The sequence below is a fragment of the Mycobacterium sp. IS-3022 genome, from assembly GCF_001500065.1.
Lineage (GTDB): Bacteria > Actinomycetota > Actinomycetes > Mycobacteriales > Mycobacteriaceae > Mycobacterium.
In genome coordinates this window covers 148,473-166,192 of sequence record NZ_LQIN01000034.1, presented here as the reverse complement: position 1 = coordinate 166,192, position 17,720 = coordinate 148,473, and the positions used below count along the sequence as shown (strand labels likewise).

The following is a 17,720-nucleotide window of genomic DNA, read 5'->3' as shown; positions in this document are numbered from 1 at the left end:
GTGCCAACGAGGAAGTCGCGAGGCGCGATGTCCGGCGACATCGAGCGCCTCCGCAGCGTCATTTTGCGCATCGCCCGGGAACGCGGCGCAGACAAGACGATCCGCCCGTCCGACGCCGCCCGCGCAGTCGGTGGTAACGACTGGCGCGACCTCATGGACGACGCCCGCGACGTCGCCAGGGACCTGGCGCGCCGAGGCGAGGTCGAGACCACCCAGAAGGGCGAGGTGGTCGATCCGGACGCGACGTGGCGGTGCCCCATCCGGATCCGCGCGACGCCAGTGCGCCCGCCGGTCGCGTAGCAGTCACGCCGGCCACTCAGCCCGGTGTCGGCAAAGTTCTCCCGAATCGCTCCCAGGGCAAGCTCGATGGGTTAGCGTTCGAGCAGTTCGACTCGTCGGGGAGTGGGTATGGGCGAATATGCTTCAGCGTCAATAATTTTGGGTGACGCGCCATCGGGTGCCGCGCTGAGGAGCGAAAGATGAGTCGGACCAAAGTCTCCGAAGTCCGCGACATCGTGGCGAAAGGTGCAGTGGCCGGGGCGCTCATCGTCATTGCCGCGATGGGCGCCGCGGTGCCGGCGAGTGGAATGCCAGCCCTCGCAGGACTATCCCTTGCGCCGGCGCCGCTGCAGCCTCCCGGCCCGCCGCCTGGACCTCCGACGAGCCCCGATGATCCCCGATGTGCGGCGATGCCGACGTACCCCGTGTGCCAGGGCGGCCCGTATGCGCCTCCGCCTCCGCCGGGGCCACCGCCGCCTCCGTCACCCATGACGGGGCCGCCTACCGGCCCGGCAGATCCCGCATGCATCGGCCAGCCTGCCAACCCGATATGTGCTGGCGGCCCGTACGGGCCGCCAGCACATATCGGGTTGGCAGGCTGGCCGATGCATGCGGGATCTGCCGGGCCGGTAGGCGGCCCCGTCATGGGTGACGGAGGCGGCGGTGGCCCCGGCGGAGGCGGAGGCGCATACGGGCCGCCCTGGCACACGGGGTACGTCGGCATCGCCGCACATCGGGGATCATCGGGGCTCGTCGGAGGTCCAGGCGGCGGGCCGGGAGGCTGCAGCGGCGCCGGCGCAAGGGATAGTCCTGCGAGGGCTGGCATTCCACTCGCCGGCACCGCGGCGCCCATCGCGGCAATGACGATGAGCGCCCCGGCCACTGCACCTTTCGCCACGATGTCGCGGACTTCGGAGACTTTGGTCCGACTCATCTTTCGCTCCTCAGCGCGGCACCCGATGGCGCGTCACCCAAAATTATTGACGCTGAAGCATATTCGCCCATACCCACTCCCCGACGAGTCGAACTGCTCGAACGCTAACCCATCGAGCTTGCCCTGGGAGCGATTCGGGAGAACTTTGCCGACACCGGGCTGAGTGGCCGGCGTGACTGCTACGCGACCGGCGGGCGCACTGGCGTCGCGCGGATCCGGATGGGGCACCGCCACGTCGCGTCCGGATCGACCACCTCGCCCTTCTGGGTGGTCTCGACCTCGCCTCGGCGCGCCAGGTCCCTGGCGACGTCGCGGGCGTCGTCCATGAGGTCGCGCCAGTCGTTACCACCGACTGCGCGGGCGGCGTCGGACGGGCGGATCGTCTTGTCTGCGCCGCGTTCCCGGGCGATGCGCAAAATGACGCTGCGGAGGCGCTCGATGTCGCCGGACATCGCGCCTCGCGACTTCCTCGTTGGCACAAGTCTGATGGCGCAATCGTATCGAGGGGGTACGGCAAGACAACCGGTTTCACGCCCCAGCGCACACTCCGGAATCGCGGATTGCCCGGCCATAGACGTTGGCGGTTGCAATGTTCGCGTTGATCTGTCCTGACGGCAGCCGCTGTTTGATCTTGTCGCTGATCTGGGTGAACTGGTACCAGAGCCGGTAGATCGAATCCCCGTGGAAGAGAGGCGAATACTCGCTCTGGTCCGGGTAGTTGACGATGAACAGGGTGTGCGCGCGAGGATCGAGGAAGGCCGCGGACTGGTCGAGGTTGGCGGCGACGACATCGCCGGCTTCTGTCACACCCGGTGTCGACCAGTCGTCGCCCTTATCGCCAAGGAAGTGCTGAAAGCCGTACACCTGGGTCATGAGTTCGTCGTACTGGGCATTGAACCACTGACACGAGTCACGTTGTGCCGTAATCTGCTCCGGCGTGGCCCGCACCTGCCAAAGGTTGTACGGAAACACGGTGTAGTCGGGTGACCAATTCGACGGGTACGGAACGAACACCGGCAACGTCGGGGCGGCGGGTTCGGCCCGGCTCACCGGTGCGAACACCAACAGCGCCGTCAGTAGCACGGCGAATGCTCGAAACATCGCTATGCTCCGCCGAATTCGGGACGCAGGACCGGCGCCAACGCCGCGAGCGGGATATGGGCTTGCACAGTGCCACCGTCCATCGCCCACTGCATGCGGCCGATCGTGTAGTCCGACGGGGTGTCGCGGCCGACCGGATAGTCGGGCATGTAGAGGATCAGCTCATCCGGCGTGAGCGCCCAGGCCCGGTAGCCGCCGGAGTACACCTTGTCCGGGGTCCAGCGGTCCGGGGTGAACGGATAGGTGCCGGGCTGGTGCGGCGGCGGTGCGGCGTCGAGTGCTGCGACGATGAACGGCGCACCCAGGCGCGGGATCTCGGCCCGGTGGTCGACGCCCGGTTTGAACAGGTCGGCCAGTTGCAGCTGTTGCCCGTCGGCGAAGGTGAAGGTGCGGTAGGCGTCGCTGATGATGGGCGCGTTCGGGTGTGCGAGGGCGTCGGTACCGACCGTGCCCGAGTACATCTCGTGGAAAACGGCCGTCGTCGCGTCGCCATGCCGGAAGGTCTGGAAGTGCTGCTCGCCGAAGCTGTCGTGGACCATCATTTTGGCGGCGGTGCGCCAGTTGTTCATCAGGTCGGTCAGGTACTCCCGGATGACGGGGTTTTCCACCAAGTCGCCGGGCAACGCCATCTTGATGTTGCGGACCGCTTTTCGCTCCGACTCCACCGACGTGCTGCAGAACTGTCCGTCCCACTGGCCGCCCAACTCACCGCAGAACGCCGAGGCTGACGCCGACGCGGGTGGTGCGGCGGCGATTACGACGGCAGCCACCACGGCTATCGCAGTACCCAGATTCCGCGGGCGCATGGTTACGGCAGCTCGACTTTACTTGCGCGCCAACGGCCGTCGACGTACTCCATGGTCATCTTGATCCGGCTGCGGTCGATGCGCGGATCCGGGACGCTGGCGTTTTGCACCGCCTGATCGACGAACAGCAACACCACCGCCTTGTCGGTGGTGGCAGATTGCACTGCCGACTCCAGCACCACTCCGTGCGCGGAGGCCTTGTTGTCGATCAGCAACTGGCGCAACTCGGTGCTGGACTTCGAGTACATGTCCTTGAACTCGCCGGTCGCGCCGTCGAGCACGGCCGCGAAGTTCTCGTCGACCTTGTTCGAGTCGATGCTGGTCAGCACTTGCGCGTACTCGACCGCCGCTTGCTGGGCGGCATCGCCGGCTTGTGCCACCTGCCGCTGCTGCCACAACTGCCAGCCCATGAAGCCCGAGCCGGCCAGCACACCGACGACCAGGATGGCCAGTGCAGCGAGCCGGACGCGGCGCGGCCAGTTCGGTTCGCCGTTCGTGGCGGACGTCGGGTCGTCGGGTGTCTGGTCGTCACCTCCCGAGGCGGCTTCGGGAGCTGCATCGGGCGCCGGGTCCGGCGTTGAATCCGGCGTTGCCTCAGGTGTGTCGCCGTCACCGTCGGACTTCATGTCGGTGTCGTCGTTGGTAAGGGAGTCGGAAGTAATTGACATCTTCATCTCCTAGCGCGGTGGCTCGATCGGCAAGGTCGGCCCACCGTAGGGGGTGGGAATGGTGAACCGGCCCTTCGGGGTTGGATCCGTCTGCCGGCCGAGATCGGCACCGGGCGGAGGACCCGCGGTGTCGTCGTCGGCCGGTCGTGGCGCGTTCTTGGCTCCGCGGACCAGCACCCCGGGGTGATCGTCGCGGCAGTAGGTGTACATGAACGGTTCCGGGTAGTCCGCATTCGACGGTGGCAGGCGCGGCGTTCCGTAGTCGCAGTGATACCGCGGGTAGATGTCGCCGGTGGCCCACAGCCCGTTGTCGTGCATCGCGGTGCCCAGCGCGTCGAGCAGCGAGGTTCGGTAGTCCGGAAACAGCGCATTGAGTGCCGGCACCCGCAGGTACAGCAGCCGGGAGGTAGTGGTCAGGTTGCCCAGCAGTTGCACCATGGTGTCGGAGTTGTCGATGAACAGGTTGTCGACTGCGGTCAGCGCATCCGGACCCTGGTTGGTGAGCCGGCGATAGCCTTCGCGCATCTTGTTGATGCCGACGAAGCTGTGCTGCAGATTGTCTGAGGCGACTGCGATTCCGGCGTTCTTGTCGGCGGCCAACGTGAACACCACCCGGCTGGTCCGCAGCAGGCTGCTCGTTTCCGGCAACACCGAATCCATCGTGGACAGCAGGAACGTGCCGCCTTCGACGATGTCCTCCAGCTTCTGCGGGCCGGCCTCCGACAGGCTCAGCTCTCGCCTGATCAGCTCGAGTTTCTCGGTATCGGTCTGCGCCAACGCCCCGTCCGCGTCGGCCAGCAGCTCGGCCAGGCTGACCGGCACCGTCGCCCTACCCTGGCCGATGACGGCGCCGTCGGCCAGGAACGGACCTCGGTCGGACTCCGGCACGAAGTCGATGTACTGCTCACCGGCCGGCGAGAGGCCCGACACCCGGACATCGCTGGACTCCGGGATCTTCATCGTCGATTTGACGTTGACCACCGCGTTCACCCCGGCCGGGGTGATGTCGAGCCGGTCCACCCGGCCGATCGGCACGCCACGCATCGTGACGTCCTGATTGGGCAGCAGACCGGCCGACTCGGGCAGTTGGACGGTGAGTTGATACTGCGAGGCGAACGGATTCACCCGCAACGCACCGAACAGCAGATATCCGGTCGCCACCACCAGGACCATGACCAGCCCGGCCGCCGACAACCAGGCGCGGCGGCGGTGGCCGAACCGAACCAGGTCGACCAGCCGGTCGGCAGGTGTCGAGATCATCGGGGCGCCTCCGCGGGCAGCGGCGCGGGCGCCGGCAGCGGCGCGGGTGCGGACGACGGTGGCAGCGGTGGCCCCGCCACCGGCCCGAGTGCCGGCAGCGGGATATCGGTCGCCGGCGGCGCGACGGGCAGCGGCGCCGGCGGAGTCGGTGGGGCCTGCGGTGGCCCTGCGATCTCCACTTGCCCCGGCCCGGTCGGGCTGGGGATCACCGGAACCTGCGGCACGCCGGGACCTTTACCGACGATCTTCTCCTGCAGCCGGTACAACGTGTACTTGAACGAGCCCACAAGGTGAAACCAGTTGTGCCACTTGGGACCGTGGAACCCCGGGTCTCCGGCGAAGCCGATATCGGGTATGTGTCCGAGGATCAACCGGTCGATGCTCGCGTTGGTCGCGAGCGCGTTGCCGGTCATCGACTTGACGAATGGGGGCATCAGCCGGTTGAGCGCATAGAGCGTCGCGTCGGGAGTCAGCACGACGTCGTTCCACGCCCCGGCGACAGTGTTGGCGTCGGCGATGACGCTGCGGCCGCTGGTGTCGGTGCCGGCGATCGACGGGAACTTGCGCGCCTGGACCGACACATCACCGATCTGCTCGACGAGGTCGGCGATCTGGGTGGTGTGCGCCGCCAGCGTGTCGGTGGCCGGCCGGGCTTCGGCCATCACCTCGCTGATGGTCTCGTTCTTGGCTTCAATGGCCTCGACGAGCCGGGAGGTTTCGGTGATCGCGTTCGAGATCTGCCCGGACCGGGCGTTCAGCGTGCCCAGGGTGCCGTTGGTCTTGCGGATGAGATTGCCGAACGCCTCGCCCTGATCGCCGGTCGCCTTGCCCAGTCCGTTGATGATGTTGGTGAAGTTGCGCACCGCACCGCCGTTCACCAATACCGCCGCCGAACTGAGCACCGATTCCACCGTCGCGGCCGCTGTCGTGTGGTCCAACGGGATCGTGTCGCCGTCGGACAGCAGCGGCGCGTTCGGATCGGCGGGAGACGGCGGCTTGATCGCGACGAAAACATCGCCAAGCGGTGTCGCGGAACGCAATTCGGCGGTGCTTCCCTGAGGCAACCGAACCCCGTCCATGATGCGCAAGGTGGTCACCGCCGTGTAGTTGCGCGCCTGCATCGACTCCATCTGGCCGACATCGGCACCGGCCAGCTTCACCTTGGCGTTGGCGGGCAGGTTCAGCGCGTTGGAGAACACCGCCGTCAGCCGATAGCCGCCGGTCCCAACGCCTGGTGCTGGCAGCGGAAGGCTGGCCAAACCGCCGGTGCCACAGCCGGAAAGGGCCAGGCACGCCGCCGTCGCGAGTGCTATCGGCCACGACCTGCGGATCGCGTACCTCATTTCTGCCCCATCGCCGCGAGTCCGTCCAGCATGTGCGTCAGCCCGAAGTCCGGCCCGAAATCCTGCAACGTCCCGGTGCTACAGCCCAGTTGCCGCAGCCCCATCACGTTGCACACCTCTTTGATGAACTGGTTGTCGAACAACACCCGGTCGGTGAGCACCTTGACCCGCAAGGCGCCGTTCTTCTGATCGACGATGTTGTACAGGTTGTCCAGTGTCATCGGCGCCACGTCGAGGAATTCCTTGAGTTCGCGTTCGTGATCGACAGCGGTGTTCAGCACGATGTCGCCGTTGGCGACGAGGTTTTTGATGGTGTCGCGATGGATCTCGAGCACCTCACGGGTGTTGGTCAAAACCTCGTTGATCTTCTTGCCCGTGGTACCGCTGCCGAGGTTCTCATCGGCCAGGATCTGACTGAGCGCCCGCACCGACGAGCCGAATTCCCGCAACGTCTCGTCATTCCTGGCCGCCGCCTCCGACAACGAACTCAAGTTCCGGACGATGGTGGTCAGCTGATTCCTGGTCACCGTGCCGCGATCGGCGCTGAGCCGCAAGGCATTCGACAGCTCACCGAGCGCGTCCTTCATTTGTTGGCCGTTGCCGTCTGCGATCGTGGCGCTGGCGTTGACCACATCGGCGATCGGGCCGTTACCCTTTCCGTCGCCCTTCAGAGAGACCGAGAGCTTGTCGAGAACGTCGAGCACCCGGGCGAATTCGACCGGAGTCTGTGTGCGATTCAGGCCGATGGTCGCGTGATTCTGAAGGATCGGACCGCTGCCCGAGTAGGGCGGCGTCAGTTCGATCTGCCGGTCGGTGAGAATCGAGTTGGAGATCGTCACCGCCTGGGCGTCTGCGGGAACCTTGACATCGTTGTCCACGGTGAAGTCGACCTCGACGTAGCCGCCCTTGGGGGTGATCTTGGTGACCTCGCCGACCGGCATCCCGAGCACCGCGACGGTGTTGCCCTCGTATAGTCCTGCGGCGCTGTCGAATTGGGCGGTCACGGTCATGGTGTCGAGTTGGTCCTTGGTGTAGACGACCGCGACGGTGGCCAGCGCCACACCCACGACCAGAGCGATCGCACCGGCAATCAGCAGCTTGGTGTTCGTCAGCCTCATTTGCAGTCCTGGAAGTACTCGATCATGGAGAATTGCTTGGCGCGGCCGCTGATGGCGCACATCCACGAATCGACCAGCAGGCCGTTGGTCGCGTTGAACCCAGCTGCATTGCCGCTTCCGGTGGCGTTGGCCAGGTTGCGCACCGCGATCGGCGCGGACTGCAGCATGCTGCGCAGGAAGCCATCGCCGTCGCGGGCGAGCAGAGTGGACAGCTCACGCAGATTGCGCAGCAGTTCCTCGAGTTCCGGCCGGTCCTCGATGACGACGCCGCTCAATGTTTCGACGAGGTTGGTGAGCGCATCCATCATCGCGTGAAACGTCGCACGCGACTCGACGAACTCGCCGAGCAACGAGTTGCCTTGATTCACCAGGCTGCCGATGGTGGACTGCTGACGGCGCAGCGTATTACTGACCAGCTCAGTGGTTTTCAGCAGTTCGCCCAGTTGGTCGCGACGTTCGGCGATGATCGTCGACAGCGTGTGGGTGTTCTCCAGGGCCTGGGGCACCACCGGCGGCAGCGTCTTCAGCTGCTCGCCCAGGACGGACAGCGTCTCGGCGAACTTGTCCGAGTCGACCTGCTCGTAGGTTCTGGTGACGTCGGCCAGGGCTTCCTGCAGATCGTAGGGGACCTCGGTGTGGGTCAGGTCGAAGGTGTCGTTCGGCAACGAGCCCGCACCATCGGGAATCAGCGCGAGATACCGCGAGCCGAGGATCGTGGTGATCTTGATCGACGCCCGCGAATCCTCGCCCAGTACCACGTCATTGCGTACCTTGAGCCTGGCTTCGACGTAGTCACCGGCGAGGTCCATGCTCAATACCTCGCCCACCGGGATGCCGGCAACGGTGACCGGGTTACCGACTTGCAACGCGGCGGCCTGCAAAAAGTGCGCCGTGTACTGCCGGTAGCCGAAGTTGGCCACCTTGAACAACAGCAGCGTTCCGACGAGCAACGAAACCACCAGGACGGCAACGACACCCATCCAGGTTTTGTTGCGGTTCTCCAGTGGGCGGCGGCGCCGCGCCATCGTCTGATCAGCCATTGGCCATGTTCCTGCACTTCGGGGTGTAACGAGCCTTGTTGCCTGGAGTGGCGGCGTCCACGATGATCGGCACCACGTCGTTGAGGCCGGGGAAGAATCCTTGGATGTTCAGGTCGCATGCGTAAGCGTTGGCGAACGCGCCTTCGCTGGTGATGCGCGCGAAGCCCTTCAGTAGCAACGGGAGGTTGGCGCCGGTGAACGCCAGCTGGTTCTCCAGACCGACCATGTGCGCCGCGAATCCCGGTTCGCGGGTGACCATTTCCTTCAGCGACGGGTACACCTCATCCGAGATCGTCGACAGTTGCCGCACCACCTTCGCGATCGAACTCATCGACTCCACCAATTCGGGACGCCGCGCGTCGAAGGTCGACACCACCGTGCGGGCTTCGCCGATGATGTGATCGAGGTCGTCGTTGTGCCGCGCGAGGTTGGCGACCACGACGTTCAGGTCGGTGATCACCTCACCGAGTTGCTCGTCCTGACCGGCGAACGACTCGGTGAGTTGGCTGGTCTGGTCCACCAGGGCGGTGATGGACCCCTTGTCGCCCTGCAGCGATTGGATGACACCCTTGGTCAGGTTGTCGGCGTGCTTGGGATCGAGCACACTGAACAGCGGCTCGTACCCGTTGAGCAGCCGGCCGACATCGAACGACGGATCGGTGCGCTCGACGGGGATGACGCTGCCGGGCTGCAGCGGCCCCGGGTCACCGAGATTGCCCAGCGACAGACCGAGATATCGCTGGCCGACGATGTTCTGGTAGGTCACCGAGGCGACGGTGGTGCCGAGCACCTGCTGGTCGTCCTGCACGACGAACGACACTTTGGCGAGATCGCCTGCCAGCTCGATCTTTTCGATCCGGCCGACGCGGACGCCGGCCATCCGGACGTCATCGCCCTCCCGCAGGCCGAACACGTCGGTGATCATCGCGGCGTAGGGCACGGTCCGGCCGACGACGTCTCGACGCAGCGTGACGTACACCAGCCAGGTCAGCGTCACGGCGACCACCATGAACAGGGACAGGCCGATCAGTGCGCCGCGGTACCTCATCGCGCCTCCTGGTCAGGCGAGACGGTCGTGCCGCGGGCCACGGGCCCGAGCAGCAGCTGCGTCGCCGTGGTGGCCGGCTGGCCGGTGATGACGGAGAGTTGGTCGCGTTCCTGTTGGCTACCAACGGGTCCCACATTGCCACCGAATGTTGCCGGCTGAGCCGGCAATCCAGCAGGAGCCGGTGCAGCCTCGGCCTGCTGGGGACCGGCGGGCGGTGGCGAATCCCATGGTTTGGGCGCGACCGGTGCCGGCGGGGACTGGTTCACCGGCGGCGGTGGCGTCGGTTCAAGCGCCGGGTTGGCCGACCCGGGTACCGGTGGTGAGGGCGAAACTCCCGGCGGCAGAGGTGGATTCGGATCGGCCAGGTTGGGGTACGGGTTCACCAGCGGCGGTCCGACGGCGACCAGGTTGCCGTTCTCCCCCAGGACCGTGCCGGGCGGCGGCGCCAGGTCCTTCGGCGGCTGGAAGTTCTGTGGTAACAACGTATCCGGCAACGGAGGCCGGACCGGAACCAACGGCGCGGTGAAACAGCTCGGGCCCTTGAGTTCGCCGTACTGCGGGCAGTCGGCACGGGTATAGGTGTAGCTCGGTGTGAACGACAGGTTCACGCGCATGTTGCTGATGTCGCGGTCATGCATCCACACCTCGTCGAAGAACTTGTCCGAGAGCTGATTCAGCTTGACGAAGGCCGGCACCCAGTGGTGCGAGGTATCGGCCAGGTTGGCGACCACCGGAGTCAGCTCCGAGGTGATCTTGACCATTCGGTCGGTGTGGTTGTTCAGGGCGGTGTGGGTGGTATTCATGGTGTGGACACCACCGCTGACCAGAGCGTCGAGCTGGGCCCGCTGTTCGACCAGGACCTGCATCGGCCGCACCGCCTTCTGCAGCGCGGCGAACAACTCAGGTGTGGTCTGCTGCAGCCCCACGGCCGCATCGGTGAGCGCCGACACCGTCGTCGAGTCCGGCTCGGTGGCCACGATCGCATCGACCTCATTGATGAGCCGGTCCAATTGGGCGCCGGCGGCCAGCAGTTGGGTACGGCGATCCTCGGTGGCCTCGTTGACCGCGGCCAGGATGCCGACGGTTTTGTCTTCGCGACCCCGACCGGTCGCGGCCAGGATGTCGCGGAGCTTGCTGATCGTGGTCTGGAACAACACCGTCGGTAGCTCGGTGTCCTCCGGAATGTGCGCACCCGCCTGGATCGCCGGCCCAGGCCTCACGCCGTTCGGCGGCCCGCCGCCGGGGTCTACGAGTTGCACCGAGGACACCGCAAACACGTTGCTGGGCACCACCCGGGCCGTCACATTGTTCGGAATCGACGGTGCGTATTCGGGTTTGAGGTTGATGTGGACGTAGTTGGGGTTTCCGTGCGCGGCCGGGGTGACACTGTCGACGGCACCGACCAAGACGCCGTGGTATTTCACGTCGGAGCGTTGCGGCAGTCCGTCGCCCACGTTGACCAGATTCGCGACCACGCGGACGAAGGGATCCAGGCGTCCTGTCGCCTTCACCAAAAGGGTCGCCGTAATCAGCGCTGCCACAAGAACAACGACGATCCCGGCGCCGATCAACTGGCGATCGGTTGGGCCGCGCCCGTCCAGGTCAAAGGAATTCGCCACCTACCCCCCAAACCTCGCGCCGGCGTCCACGTTCCACAGCGCCATGGTGAGCACCATGTTGACGATGATCACCACGGTGATACTCGCCCGCATGGCGTGTCCGGCCGCAACCCCGACGCCCTCGGGGCCACCGCTGGCATAGAAGCCGTAGTAGCACTGGATCGTCGTGGCGATCCAGACGAAGACAATCGCCTTGAGCAGCGAGTACAAGATGTCTTGACCCGACAGCATCAGCGTGAAGTAATGCAGATACGAGCCGGTCGCACCACCGCTGATGACTTGCACGACAACCTGCGTCGTCAGATAGCTGACCGCCAGACAGACGACGTAGAGCGGAATGACCGCGATCACCGAGGCCATCAACCGGGTGGTCACCAGATAGGGGATGGGACGTATCGCCAATGAATCCAAGGCGTCGATTTCTTCGGAGATGCGCATGGATCCCAGCTGCGCGGTGAATCGGCAGCCGGCCTGCGTGGCGAACGCCAACGACAAGGCGATCGGGGCGAGCTCGCGGGTGTTCACCAGCGACGAGATGATTCCCGTCGCCGGGCCCAGGCCCAGCAGATCGAGGAAGTTGTATCCTTCGATGCCGACGAGCGCACCGACGGTGACGCCGAGAACGATGGCCACGCCTGCGGTACCGCCGCCCACCACCAAAGAGCCATTGCCCCAAGCGATGTCGGACAGCAGTCGGACGAACTCTTTGCGGTAGTGGTGTAGCGCAACGGGGACCGCGACGACAGCCCGGACGAAGAACACCAGCATGTGGCCGAGCTGCCCGATCGGCGGCACGACCTTCCCGTAGAGACGGACGAAGGGCGCGAGCAGCGGCGGTACGAACGTCGACGCCATGTCACAGACCAACCCGGGGAAACAGCATGATGTAGAGCTGGCTGATCGCGACGTTGACGACCATGAGGATCAGAATGGACTCGACCACGGCGGCATTGACCGAGTTGGCGACCCCGGTCGGACCGCCCTGAGTAGACAGTCCCTTCTGGCACGACACCACCGCGACGATGGCGCCGAAGACGACCGCCTTCACCAATGCCACGATCATGTCGCCGGTCGTCGTGAACGACGCGAACGTCGCGACGAAGCTGCCCGGAGCTCCGTTCTGGAAATACACGTTGAACAGGTAGCTGGCGAGGAAGCCGACAAAGCACACCACGCCGGTGAGCGCCACGCCGATCATGATCGCTGCGGCGAAACGGGGAACCACCAAGCGGCGAATCACCGACACGCCCATGACTTCCATCGCGTCGGTCTCCTCGCGCATCTTGCGGGACCCGAGGTCTGCGGTGATCGCCGAGCCGACTGCGGCTGCCATCAGGATCGCCGCGGTCAAAGATGCGGCCTGGCGGATCACCGCCAGACCGCTGGCCGCGCCGGCCAGTGACGTGGCGCCGACCTGGCCGGCCAGCAGTGCGAATTGAATCGACAGTGTCACGCCGATGGGCAAGGCCACCAGGACCGTCGGCAGCACCGCCGTTCCCGCCATGAACGCTGCCTGGCGGACGAACTCCCACCATTGGAAACGTCCGGTGAACAGGTCGATGAACAGGTACTGCAGCGTGCGCGCGCCGATCACGAACTGGTCGCCGACCGTCGCGAGCGAAGCCAGGGGGTGACGCTTGACGTAGCCACCGGCCCATGCGCCGATGACCTCGACCCCGTCACCCCGTGTCGTCATGATGAACAGCCATTCACTTAATGCCCTACACCCCTTATCGGCAGCATTCACTATGACAGCTGGCCACCGCAGCGTATTCGTAATAATTCCGCCATACGAGCGTCGGCTGCCGCCTCGGCCACATAGCCGCAAACCTCGACAGTCGCCCCTCAGTTCCGACGAGTATGCACATTAACTTAAGCCGAAGGTGCGGCTTTTCTGAAAACACACTCTTCCCGGCCGATCCGCTGAACGCTGGGACGAGCGAAAAGTCGCGTTCGATTCGCGTTTCGTGCAATGGTGCTGCCCGCCGGTTCCAGCGTTGAGCGGCGCAGCCAGGCAATTCCCGGGGACCCGCTGACTGAGATTGGAACACGTTCTAGTCTGAGGGCCATGAGTGATGACCTGCTGCGCCATCCCATCCACTCCGGCCACCTGACCGTCGGCGCGCTCAAGCGCAACAAGGACAAGCCTGTGCTGTTCCTCGGCGACACCACGCTGACCGGTGGACAGCTCGCCGAGCGCATCAGCCAGTACATTCAGGCGTTCGAGGCGCTCGGTGCGGGTACCGGCAGCGCCACTGGTCTGCTGTCGCTGAACCGGCCCGAGGTGCTGATGATCATCGGCGCCGGGCAGACCCAGGGATACCGACGTACGGCACTACACCCTCTCGGTTCTCTCGACGATCACGCATACGTGCTGACCGACGCGGGCGTCTCGGCGCTGATCATCGATCCGACGCCGCAGTTCGTCGACCGGGCGCTGGGCCTGCTGGAGAAAGTGCCCAACCTCAAGCAGATCCTGACGATCGGCCCGGTTCCCGAGGCGCTCGCGGGCGTGGCCGTCGATCTGACCGCCGAGGCCGCCAAGTACCCGCCGCAGCCGTTGGTGGCCGCGGACCTGCCGCCCGATCACATCGGCGGGATGGCCTACACCGGCGGCACCACCGGCAAGCCGAAAGGGGTGATCGGCACCGTGCAGTCGATCACCACGATGACGACGATCCAACTCGCCGAGTGGGAATGGCCGGAGCGACCGAAATTCTTAATGTGCACGCCGCTTTCGCACGCCGGCGCGGCGTTCTTCGTCCCGACGATCATCAAGGGCGGCGAGTTGGTCGTGCTGACGAAGTTCGACCCGGCCGAGGTACTGCGGGTGATCGAGGAGCAGAAGATCACCGCGACGATGCTGGTGCCGTCGATGATCTACGCGCTGATGGACCACCCGGACTCGCACACCCGCGACCTGTCCTCGCTCGAGACGGTCTACTACGGCGCATCGGCGATGAACCCGGTCCGGCTTCGGGAGGCGATCCGGCGGTTCGGCCCGATCTTCGCGCAGTACTACGGCCAGTCCGAGGCGCCGATGGTGATCACCTATCTGGCCAAGGACGATCACGACGAGCAGCGGTTGACGTCGTGCGGCCGGCCGACGGTGTTCGCGCGGGTGGCATTGCTCGACTCCGACGGAAACCCGGTGCCGCAGGGCGAGGTCGGCGAGATCTGTGTGTCCGGCCCGCTGGTGTCCGGCGGCTACTGGAACAAGCCGGAGGCGACGGCCGAGACGTTCCGCGACGGCTGGATGCACACCGGCGACCTGGCCCGTGAGGACTCCGACGGGTTCTACTACATCGTCGACCGCACCAAGGACATGATCGTCACCGGCGGCTTCAACGTGTTCCCACGCGAGGTGGAAGACGTTGTGGCAGAACATCCTTCGGTCGCACAGGTCTGCGTGATCGGCACACCCGACGAGAAGTGGGGCGAGGCCGTGACGGCCGTGGTCGTACTGCGGCCCGACGCCGATCGTTCCGAAGATGCGGTGGCCCGCATGACCGGCGAGATTCAGACCGCGGTCAAGGAGCGTAAGGGCTCGGTCCAGTCGCCCAAGCAGGTCATCGTCGTCGACTCGGTGCCGGTGACCGCGCTCGGCAAGCCCGACAAGAAGGCGGTGCGGGCGCAGTTCTGGGAGGGTAGCGAGCGCGCCGTCGGCTGAGGTGCGTTCGGCGAGCGACCGCTTTTGTACAGGCTGACACGGCGTGTCGGTGTACAAACACGGTCGGTCGCGCCTAGAGGGTGACGCGACGGTGGTGCTGCACGAGCGCCTGGAGGCGGTCAGTCCAGGAGCGCATCGATCTCGGCGGCGAACCGAGCAAGCCGTTCCTGTTCGCTGGGGATGCCCTGTTGCTCCTCGGCGGCCCGCTGCCAGCCCAGCCGCCACATCCGCGCGACGGCCCGGTCACCCAGACCCGCATAGGGGTTGGCGAGCGTGTGCGGGAACGCCTTGCGGCCTTCCCGGTACGCGGTGACCAACCTGTGGGTCATGGTTCCCCACTCTCCTGCCCGAGCAGACGTAAAGTGCTCCATTTCCTCGGCGTGTCGGAGCATTTTGCGTCTGTTCGGCAGAATAGGTGGGTGTCGGATATCCACCAGACCGTCGATGCGGTGTGGCGGATGGAGGCCGCCAAGATCGTCGCGACGCTGACCCGCACGGTCGGTGACGTTGGGCTCGCGGAGGACCTCGCCGCCGACGCGCTCGTCGACGCGCTCGAACAGTGGCCGAAGACCGGTGTGCCCCGCAACCCCGGCGCCTGGCTGACGACCGTCGCCAAACGCAAGGCGATCGACCACTGGCGCCGCCAGGAGAATCTCGACGGCAAGTACGCGGCGATGGCGCGCGAGCTGGAAACCCATGTCGACGAATCCTGGGATCCCGACCGCATCGACGACGACGTGCTGCGGCTGATCTTCATCTCGTCGCACCCCGTGCTGTCGCGCGAAGGCCAGATCGCGTTGACGCTACGGGTGGTCGGCGGTCTCACCACCGAGGAGATCGCCCGCGCGTTCCTCGCGTCGACCCCGACGATCGCCGCGCGCATCACCCGCGCGAAGAAGACGTTGGCGGCCGCCGACGTGCCGTTCGAGGTGCCGGATCGCTCGGAGTATCCGCAACGACTGTCGGCGGTGCTCAGCGTCGTCTACCTGATCTACAACGAGGGCTACTCGGCTTCGTTCGGGCAGCGCTGGATTCGCGACGAACTCTGCAGCGAGGCACTGCGTCTCGGGCGGGTGCTAGCGGCGCTGGTGCCCGACGAACCCGAGGTGCACGGCCTGGTTTCGCTGATGGAGTTCCAGTCGTCGCGGTTCGCCGCCCGCACCGACAGCGACGGCAGGCCGATCCTGCTCGAGGACCAGAACCGGGCAAAGTGGGACCGCGCGCAGATCCAGCGCGGCGTCGCAGCCCTCGAACGCGCCGCAAATGCGGTGCAGCGCAAAGGCTCCGGCTGGGGGCCGTACGCGCTGCAGGCCGCGATCGCCGAGTGCCACGCCACCGCCCCGACCGCCGCCGACACCGACTGGCGCCGCATCGTCGTGCTGTACGACGGGCTGGTCCAGGTGTCGCCGTCGCCGGTGGTGCAACTCAACCGGGCGGTGGCGGTGGCGATGGCCGATGGTCCCGAGGCCGCGCTGACGATCGTCGACGGGTTGACCGGCCTGGACGGGTCATACCTGTTGCCGAGCGTGCGCGGGGAACTGTTGGTTCGCCTGGGTCGCGGGGCCGAGGCCGCCGCCGAGTTCGACCGCGCCGCCGCCATGACCGACAACGACCGAGAACGAGAAGTGCTGCGGGACAAAGCCGCTCGGATACGCGGTTAGCATGGCGGGGTGAACCAGATACGCGCGGTGCTGTTCGACTATTCCGGCACGTTGTTCCGGCTCGAGGAGGACGAGAGCTGGTTTCACGGCATGGCGGTCGACGACCGCGAGGTCGACGGGCACGTGCAGGCCGAGCTGATGCGCAGGCTCACCGCGCCGACCGGCCAGCACGTCGACATGGGCCCGGACGCGTATCACGCCTGGCTCAACCGCGACCTCGCACCGCACCTGCATCGCGAGGCCTACCTGCATGTGCTGCGGGAGTCCGGGCTGGCCGACCATCACGCCGAATCGCTGTACGGCATCCTGATCGACCCGCTGAACTGGACGCCGTATCCGGACACCGCCGAGGTGCTCGAGGGTCTGCACCGGCGTGGTGTCAAGACCGCGGTCGTGTCGAACATCGCCTTCGACGTGCGGCCGGCGTTCGCATCGATCGCTGCCGCCGAGTTCGTCGACGAGTTCGTGCTGTCCTACGAGGTGGGGGCCGTCAAGCCGGACGCGGCGATCTTCGAGACGGCGCTGACCCGGCTCGGCGTGGCCGCGGCGGACGCGCTCATGGTCGGTGACAGCGACGAGGCCGACGGCGGCGCCCGCGCGGTCGGCTGCGAGTTTAGCCTCGTCGACCCGCTGCCGACCGCCGACCGGCCCGATGGCCTGCGGGTCGCGCTGTCCGAGCACGGCGTCGCGGTCTGAGCAATAGCGTTACGGCATGGACGATCGGGGGGCAGTACCGCGGTGGCTCAAGTACGCCAACAAGCTGTTGATGGTGGCGCTGCGCCTGGGGTTGCCGATCTCGCGGCACGAATCCCCCGTTGTGCTGACGGTGCCGGGGCGCAGGACCGGTAACGCACGCGCGACGCCGGTCACGCCGATGGATATCGACGGCACCCGCTACGTCGTCAATGCCTATCCCGGTGCGGACTGGGCGCGCAACGTGCGCGCGGCGAAGCGAGTCACGCTGGGGACGGGCCGGCGCACCGAGCGGGTGCGTCTCGTCGAGCTGGAGCCAGCCGAGGCGCGGCCGGTGCTGCGGGAGTTCCCGGCCCAGGTACCCGTCGGTGTCGACCTGATGAAACGCGCAGGCATCCTGAAGTCCGGCAGCCCCGACGAACTCGAGGACATGGCCGGCCGCCTGCCCGTGTTCCGCATCTACCCGATCACGTAGCGTCA

At 66.2% G+C, this 17,720-nt stretch carries 18 protein-coding genes; 5 read left to right on the top strand and 13 right to left on the bottom strand.

All coding sequences use genetic code 11. From position 1 onward, the window contains the following. Positions 1 to 27 precede the first annotated feature (27 nt). Positions 28 to 300 carry a DUF3253 domain-containing protein gene (locus tag AU188_RS17955; protein ID WP_059165014.1) on the top strand — a complete coding sequence of 91 codons (273 nt, stop codon included), beginning with the start codon at positions 28 to 30 and terminating at the stop codon, positions 298 to 300. 1,092 nt (positions 301 to 1,392) lie between these two features. Here the strand turns inward: AU188_RS17955 and AU188_RS17950 are convergent. From AU188_RS17950 to AU188_RS17895, 12 genes are all read right to left on the bottom strand, one after another. Beyond that, the gene (locus AU188_RS17950) at positions 1,393 to 1,665 is read right to left on the bottom strand and encodes a DUF3253 domain-containing protein (protein ID WP_059165014.1); all 273 of its coding nucleotides are present in this window, start codon (positions 1,663 to 1,665) and stop codon (positions 1,393 to 1,395) included. Positions 1,666 to 1,741: 76 nt separating this feature from the next. Then, complete coding sequence (locus AU188_RS17945) at positions 1,742 to 2,314, bottom strand: hypothetical protein (protein WP_059165013.1); 573 nt, start codon at positions 2,312 to 2,314, stop codon at positions 1,742 to 1,744. A 2-nt stretch (positions 2,315 to 2,316) separates the two neighbouring features. Beyond that, positions 2,317 to 3,120, bottom strand: coding sequence for a mannan-binding protein (locus tag AU188_RS17940; RefSeq protein WP_059165012.1), 804 nt, complete (start codon positions 3,118 to 3,120; stop codon positions 2,317 to 2,319). Between the two features lie 2 nt (positions 3,121 to 3,122). After that, positions 3,123 to 3,788: an Rv1363c family protein gene (locus AU188_RS17935; protein ID WP_059165040.1), complete on the bottom strand. Its 666-nt coding sequence runs from the start codon at positions 3,786 to 3,788 to the stop codon at positions 3,123 to 3,125. Between the two features lie 9 nt (positions 3,789 to 3,797). Beyond that, on the bottom strand, positions 3,798 to 5,048 hold the full coding sequence (locus tag AU188_RS17930) for an MlaD family protein (protein ID WP_059165011.1): 1,251 nt from the start codon (positions 5,046 to 5,048) through the stop codon (positions 3,798 to 3,800). Then, positions 5,045 to 6,391 (bottom strand): MCE family protein, encoded by a 1,347-nt coding sequence (locus tag AU188_RS17925; protein ID WP_059165010.1) that lies wholly within the window; start codon positions 6,389 to 6,391, stop codon positions 5,045 to 5,047. Before AU188_RS17925 ends, AU188_RS17930 begins: the two co-directional genes overlap by 4 nt. Beyond that, positions 6,388 to 7,509 (bottom strand): MCE family protein, encoded by a 1,122-nt coding sequence (locus AU188_RS17920; protein ID WP_059165009.1) that lies wholly within the window; start codon positions 7,507 to 7,509, stop codon positions 6,388 to 6,390. Before AU188_RS17920 ends, AU188_RS17925 begins: the two co-directional genes overlap by 4 nt. Continuing rightward, on the bottom strand, positions 7,506 to 8,549 hold the full coding sequence (locus AU188_RS17915) for an MCE family protein (protein ID WP_059165008.1): 1,044 nt from the start codon (positions 8,547 to 8,549) through the stop codon (positions 7,506 to 7,508). Before AU188_RS17915 ends, AU188_RS17920 begins: the two co-directional genes overlap by 4 nt. After that, entirely contained in the window at positions 8,542 to 9,597 is a 1,056-nt protein-coding gene (locus AU188_RS17910) for an MCE family protein (RefSeq protein ID WP_059165007.1), read from the bottom strand. The genes AU188_RS17915 and AU188_RS17910 overlap by 8 nt, the downstream gene beginning before the upstream one ends. Beyond that, a complete protein-coding gene (locus tag AU188_RS17905; protein ID WP_059165006.1) occupies positions 9,594 to 11,216 on the bottom strand; it encodes an MlaD family protein in 1,623 nt (540 codons plus the stop codon). The genes AU188_RS17910 and AU188_RS17905 overlap by 4 nt, the downstream gene beginning before the upstream one ends. Beyond that, positions 11,217 to 12,071, bottom strand: a complete 855-nt coding sequence (locus AU188_RS17900; protein ID WP_059165005.1) for an ABC transporter permease — start codon at positions 12,069 to 12,071, stop codon at positions 11,217 to 11,219. A gap of 1 nt (position 12,072) precedes the next feature. Then, positions 12,073 to 12,912, bottom strand: a complete 840-nt coding sequence (locus AU188_RS17895; protein WP_059165004.1) for an MlaE family ABC transporter permease — start codon at positions 12,910 to 12,912, stop codon at positions 12,073 to 12,075. Between the two features lie 372 nt (positions 12,913 to 13,284). Between AU188_RS17895 and fadD8 the strand changes: the two genes are divergently transcribed. Beyond that, positions 13,285 to 14,886 carry a fatty-acid--CoA ligase FadD8 gene (gene fadD8, locus AU188_RS17890; protein WP_059165003.1) on the top strand — a complete coding sequence of 534 codons (1,602 nt, stop codon included), beginning with the start codon at positions 13,285 to 13,287 and terminating at the stop codon, positions 14,884 to 14,886. A gap of 119 nt (positions 14,887 to 15,005) precedes the next feature. Here the strand turns inward: fadD8 and AU188_RS17885 are convergent, their stop codons facing one another. Then, complete coding sequence (locus tag AU188_RS17885; RefSeq protein WP_059099472.1) at positions 15,006 to 15,215, bottom strand: ribosome modulation factor; 210 nt, start codon at positions 15,213 to 15,215, stop codon at positions 15,006 to 15,008. A 129-nt stretch (positions 15,216 to 15,344) separates the two neighbouring features. Between AU188_RS17885 and AU188_RS17880 the strand changes: the two genes are divergently transcribed. Genes AU188_RS17880 through AU188_RS17870 form a run of 3 tightly spaced genes read left to right on the top strand, consistent with a single transcriptional unit; the run spans position 15,345 to position 17,715 of the window. Then, positions 15,345 to 16,547 carry an RNA polymerase sigma factor gene (locus AU188_RS17880; RefSeq protein WP_059165015.1) on the top strand — a complete coding sequence of 401 codons (1,203 nt, stop codon included), beginning with the start codon at positions 15,345 to 15,347 and terminating at the stop codon, positions 16,545 to 16,547. 9 nt (positions 16,548 to 16,556) lie between these two features. Continuing rightward, positions 16,557 to 17,243: an HAD family hydrolase gene (locus tag AU188_RS17875; protein WP_059165002.1), complete on the top strand. Its 687-nt coding sequence runs from the start codon at positions 16,557 to 16,559 to the stop codon at positions 17,241 to 17,243. Positions 17,244 to 17,259: 16 nt separating this feature from the next. Continuing rightward, the gene (locus AU188_RS17870) at positions 17,260 to 17,715 is read left to right on the top strand and encodes a nitroreductase/quinone reductase family protein (protein ID WP_059165001.1); all 456 of its coding nucleotides are present in this window, start codon (positions 17,260 to 17,262) and stop codon (positions 17,713 to 17,715) included. Positions 17,716 to 17,720 lie beyond the last annotated feature (5 nt).

What these genes read in the sequence shown, in the direction of transcription:
- AU188_RS17895 (WP_059165004.1), bottom strand. Translation starts at nt 12,912, where the DNA reads ATGACGACACGGGGTGACGGGGTCGAGGTCATCGGCGCATGGGCCGGT.
- AU188_RS17935 (WP_059165040.1), bottom strand. Translation starts at nt 3,788, where the DNA reads ATGTCAATTACTTCCGACTCCCTTACCAACGACGACACCGACATGAAG.
- AU188_RS17940 (WP_059165012.1), bottom strand. Translation starts at nt 3,120, where the DNA reads ATGCGCCCGCGGAATCTGGGTACTGCGATAGCCGTGGTGGCTGCCGTC.
- AU188_RS17870 (WP_059165001.1), top strand. Translation starts at nt 17,260, where the DNA reads ATGGACGATCGGGGGGCAGTACCGCGGTGGCTCAAGTACGCCAACAAG.
- AU188_RS17915 (WP_059165008.1), bottom strand. Translation starts at nt 8,549, where the DNA reads ATGGCTGATCAGACGATGGCGCGGCGCCGCCGCCCACTGGAGAACCGC.
- AU188_RS17880 (WP_059165015.1), top strand. Translation starts at nt 15,345, where the DNA reads ATGGAGGCCGCCAAGATCGTCGCGACGCTGACCCGCACGGTCGGTGAC.
- AU188_RS17900 (WP_059165005.1), bottom strand. Translation starts at nt 12,071, where the DNA reads ATGGCGTCGACGTTCGTACCGCCGCTGCTCGCGCCCTTCGTCCGTCTC.
- AU188_RS17925 (WP_059165010.1), bottom strand. Translation starts at nt 6,391, where the DNA reads ATGAGGTACGCGATCCGCAGGTCGTGGCCGATAGCACTCGCGACGGCG.
- AU188_RS17885 (WP_059099472.1), bottom strand. Translation starts at nt 15,215, where the DNA reads ATGACCCACAGGTTGGTCACCGCGTACCGGGAAGGCCGCAAGGCGTTC.
- fadD8 (WP_059165003.1), top strand. Translation starts at nt 13,285, where the DNA reads ATGAGTGATGACCTGCTGCGCCATCCCATCCACTCCGGCCACCTGACC.
- AU188_RS17950 (WP_059165014.1), bottom strand. Translation starts at nt 1,665, where the DNA reads ATGTCCGGCGACATCGAGCGCCTCCGCAGCGTCATTTTGCGCATCGCC.
- AU188_RS17910 (WP_059165007.1), bottom strand. Translation starts at nt 9,597, where the DNA reads ATGAGGTACCGCGGCGCACTGATCGGCCTGTCCCTGTTCATGGTGGTC.
- AU188_RS17945 (WP_059165013.1), bottom strand. Translation starts at nt 2,314, where the DNA reads ATGTTTCGAGCATTCGCCGTGCTACTGACGGCGCTGTTGGTGTTCGCA.
- AU188_RS17955 (WP_059165014.1), top strand. Translation starts at nt 28, where the DNA reads ATGTCCGGCGACATCGAGCGCCTCCGCAGCGTCATTTTGCGCATCGCC.
- AU188_RS17920 (WP_059165009.1), bottom strand. Translation starts at nt 7,509, where the DNA reads ATGAGGCTGACGAACACCAAGCTGCTGATTGCCGGTGCGATCGCTCTG.
- AU188_RS17930 (WP_059165011.1), bottom strand. Translation starts at nt 5,048, where the DNA reads ATGATCTCGACACCTGCCGACCGGCTGGTCGACCTGGTTCGGTTCGGC.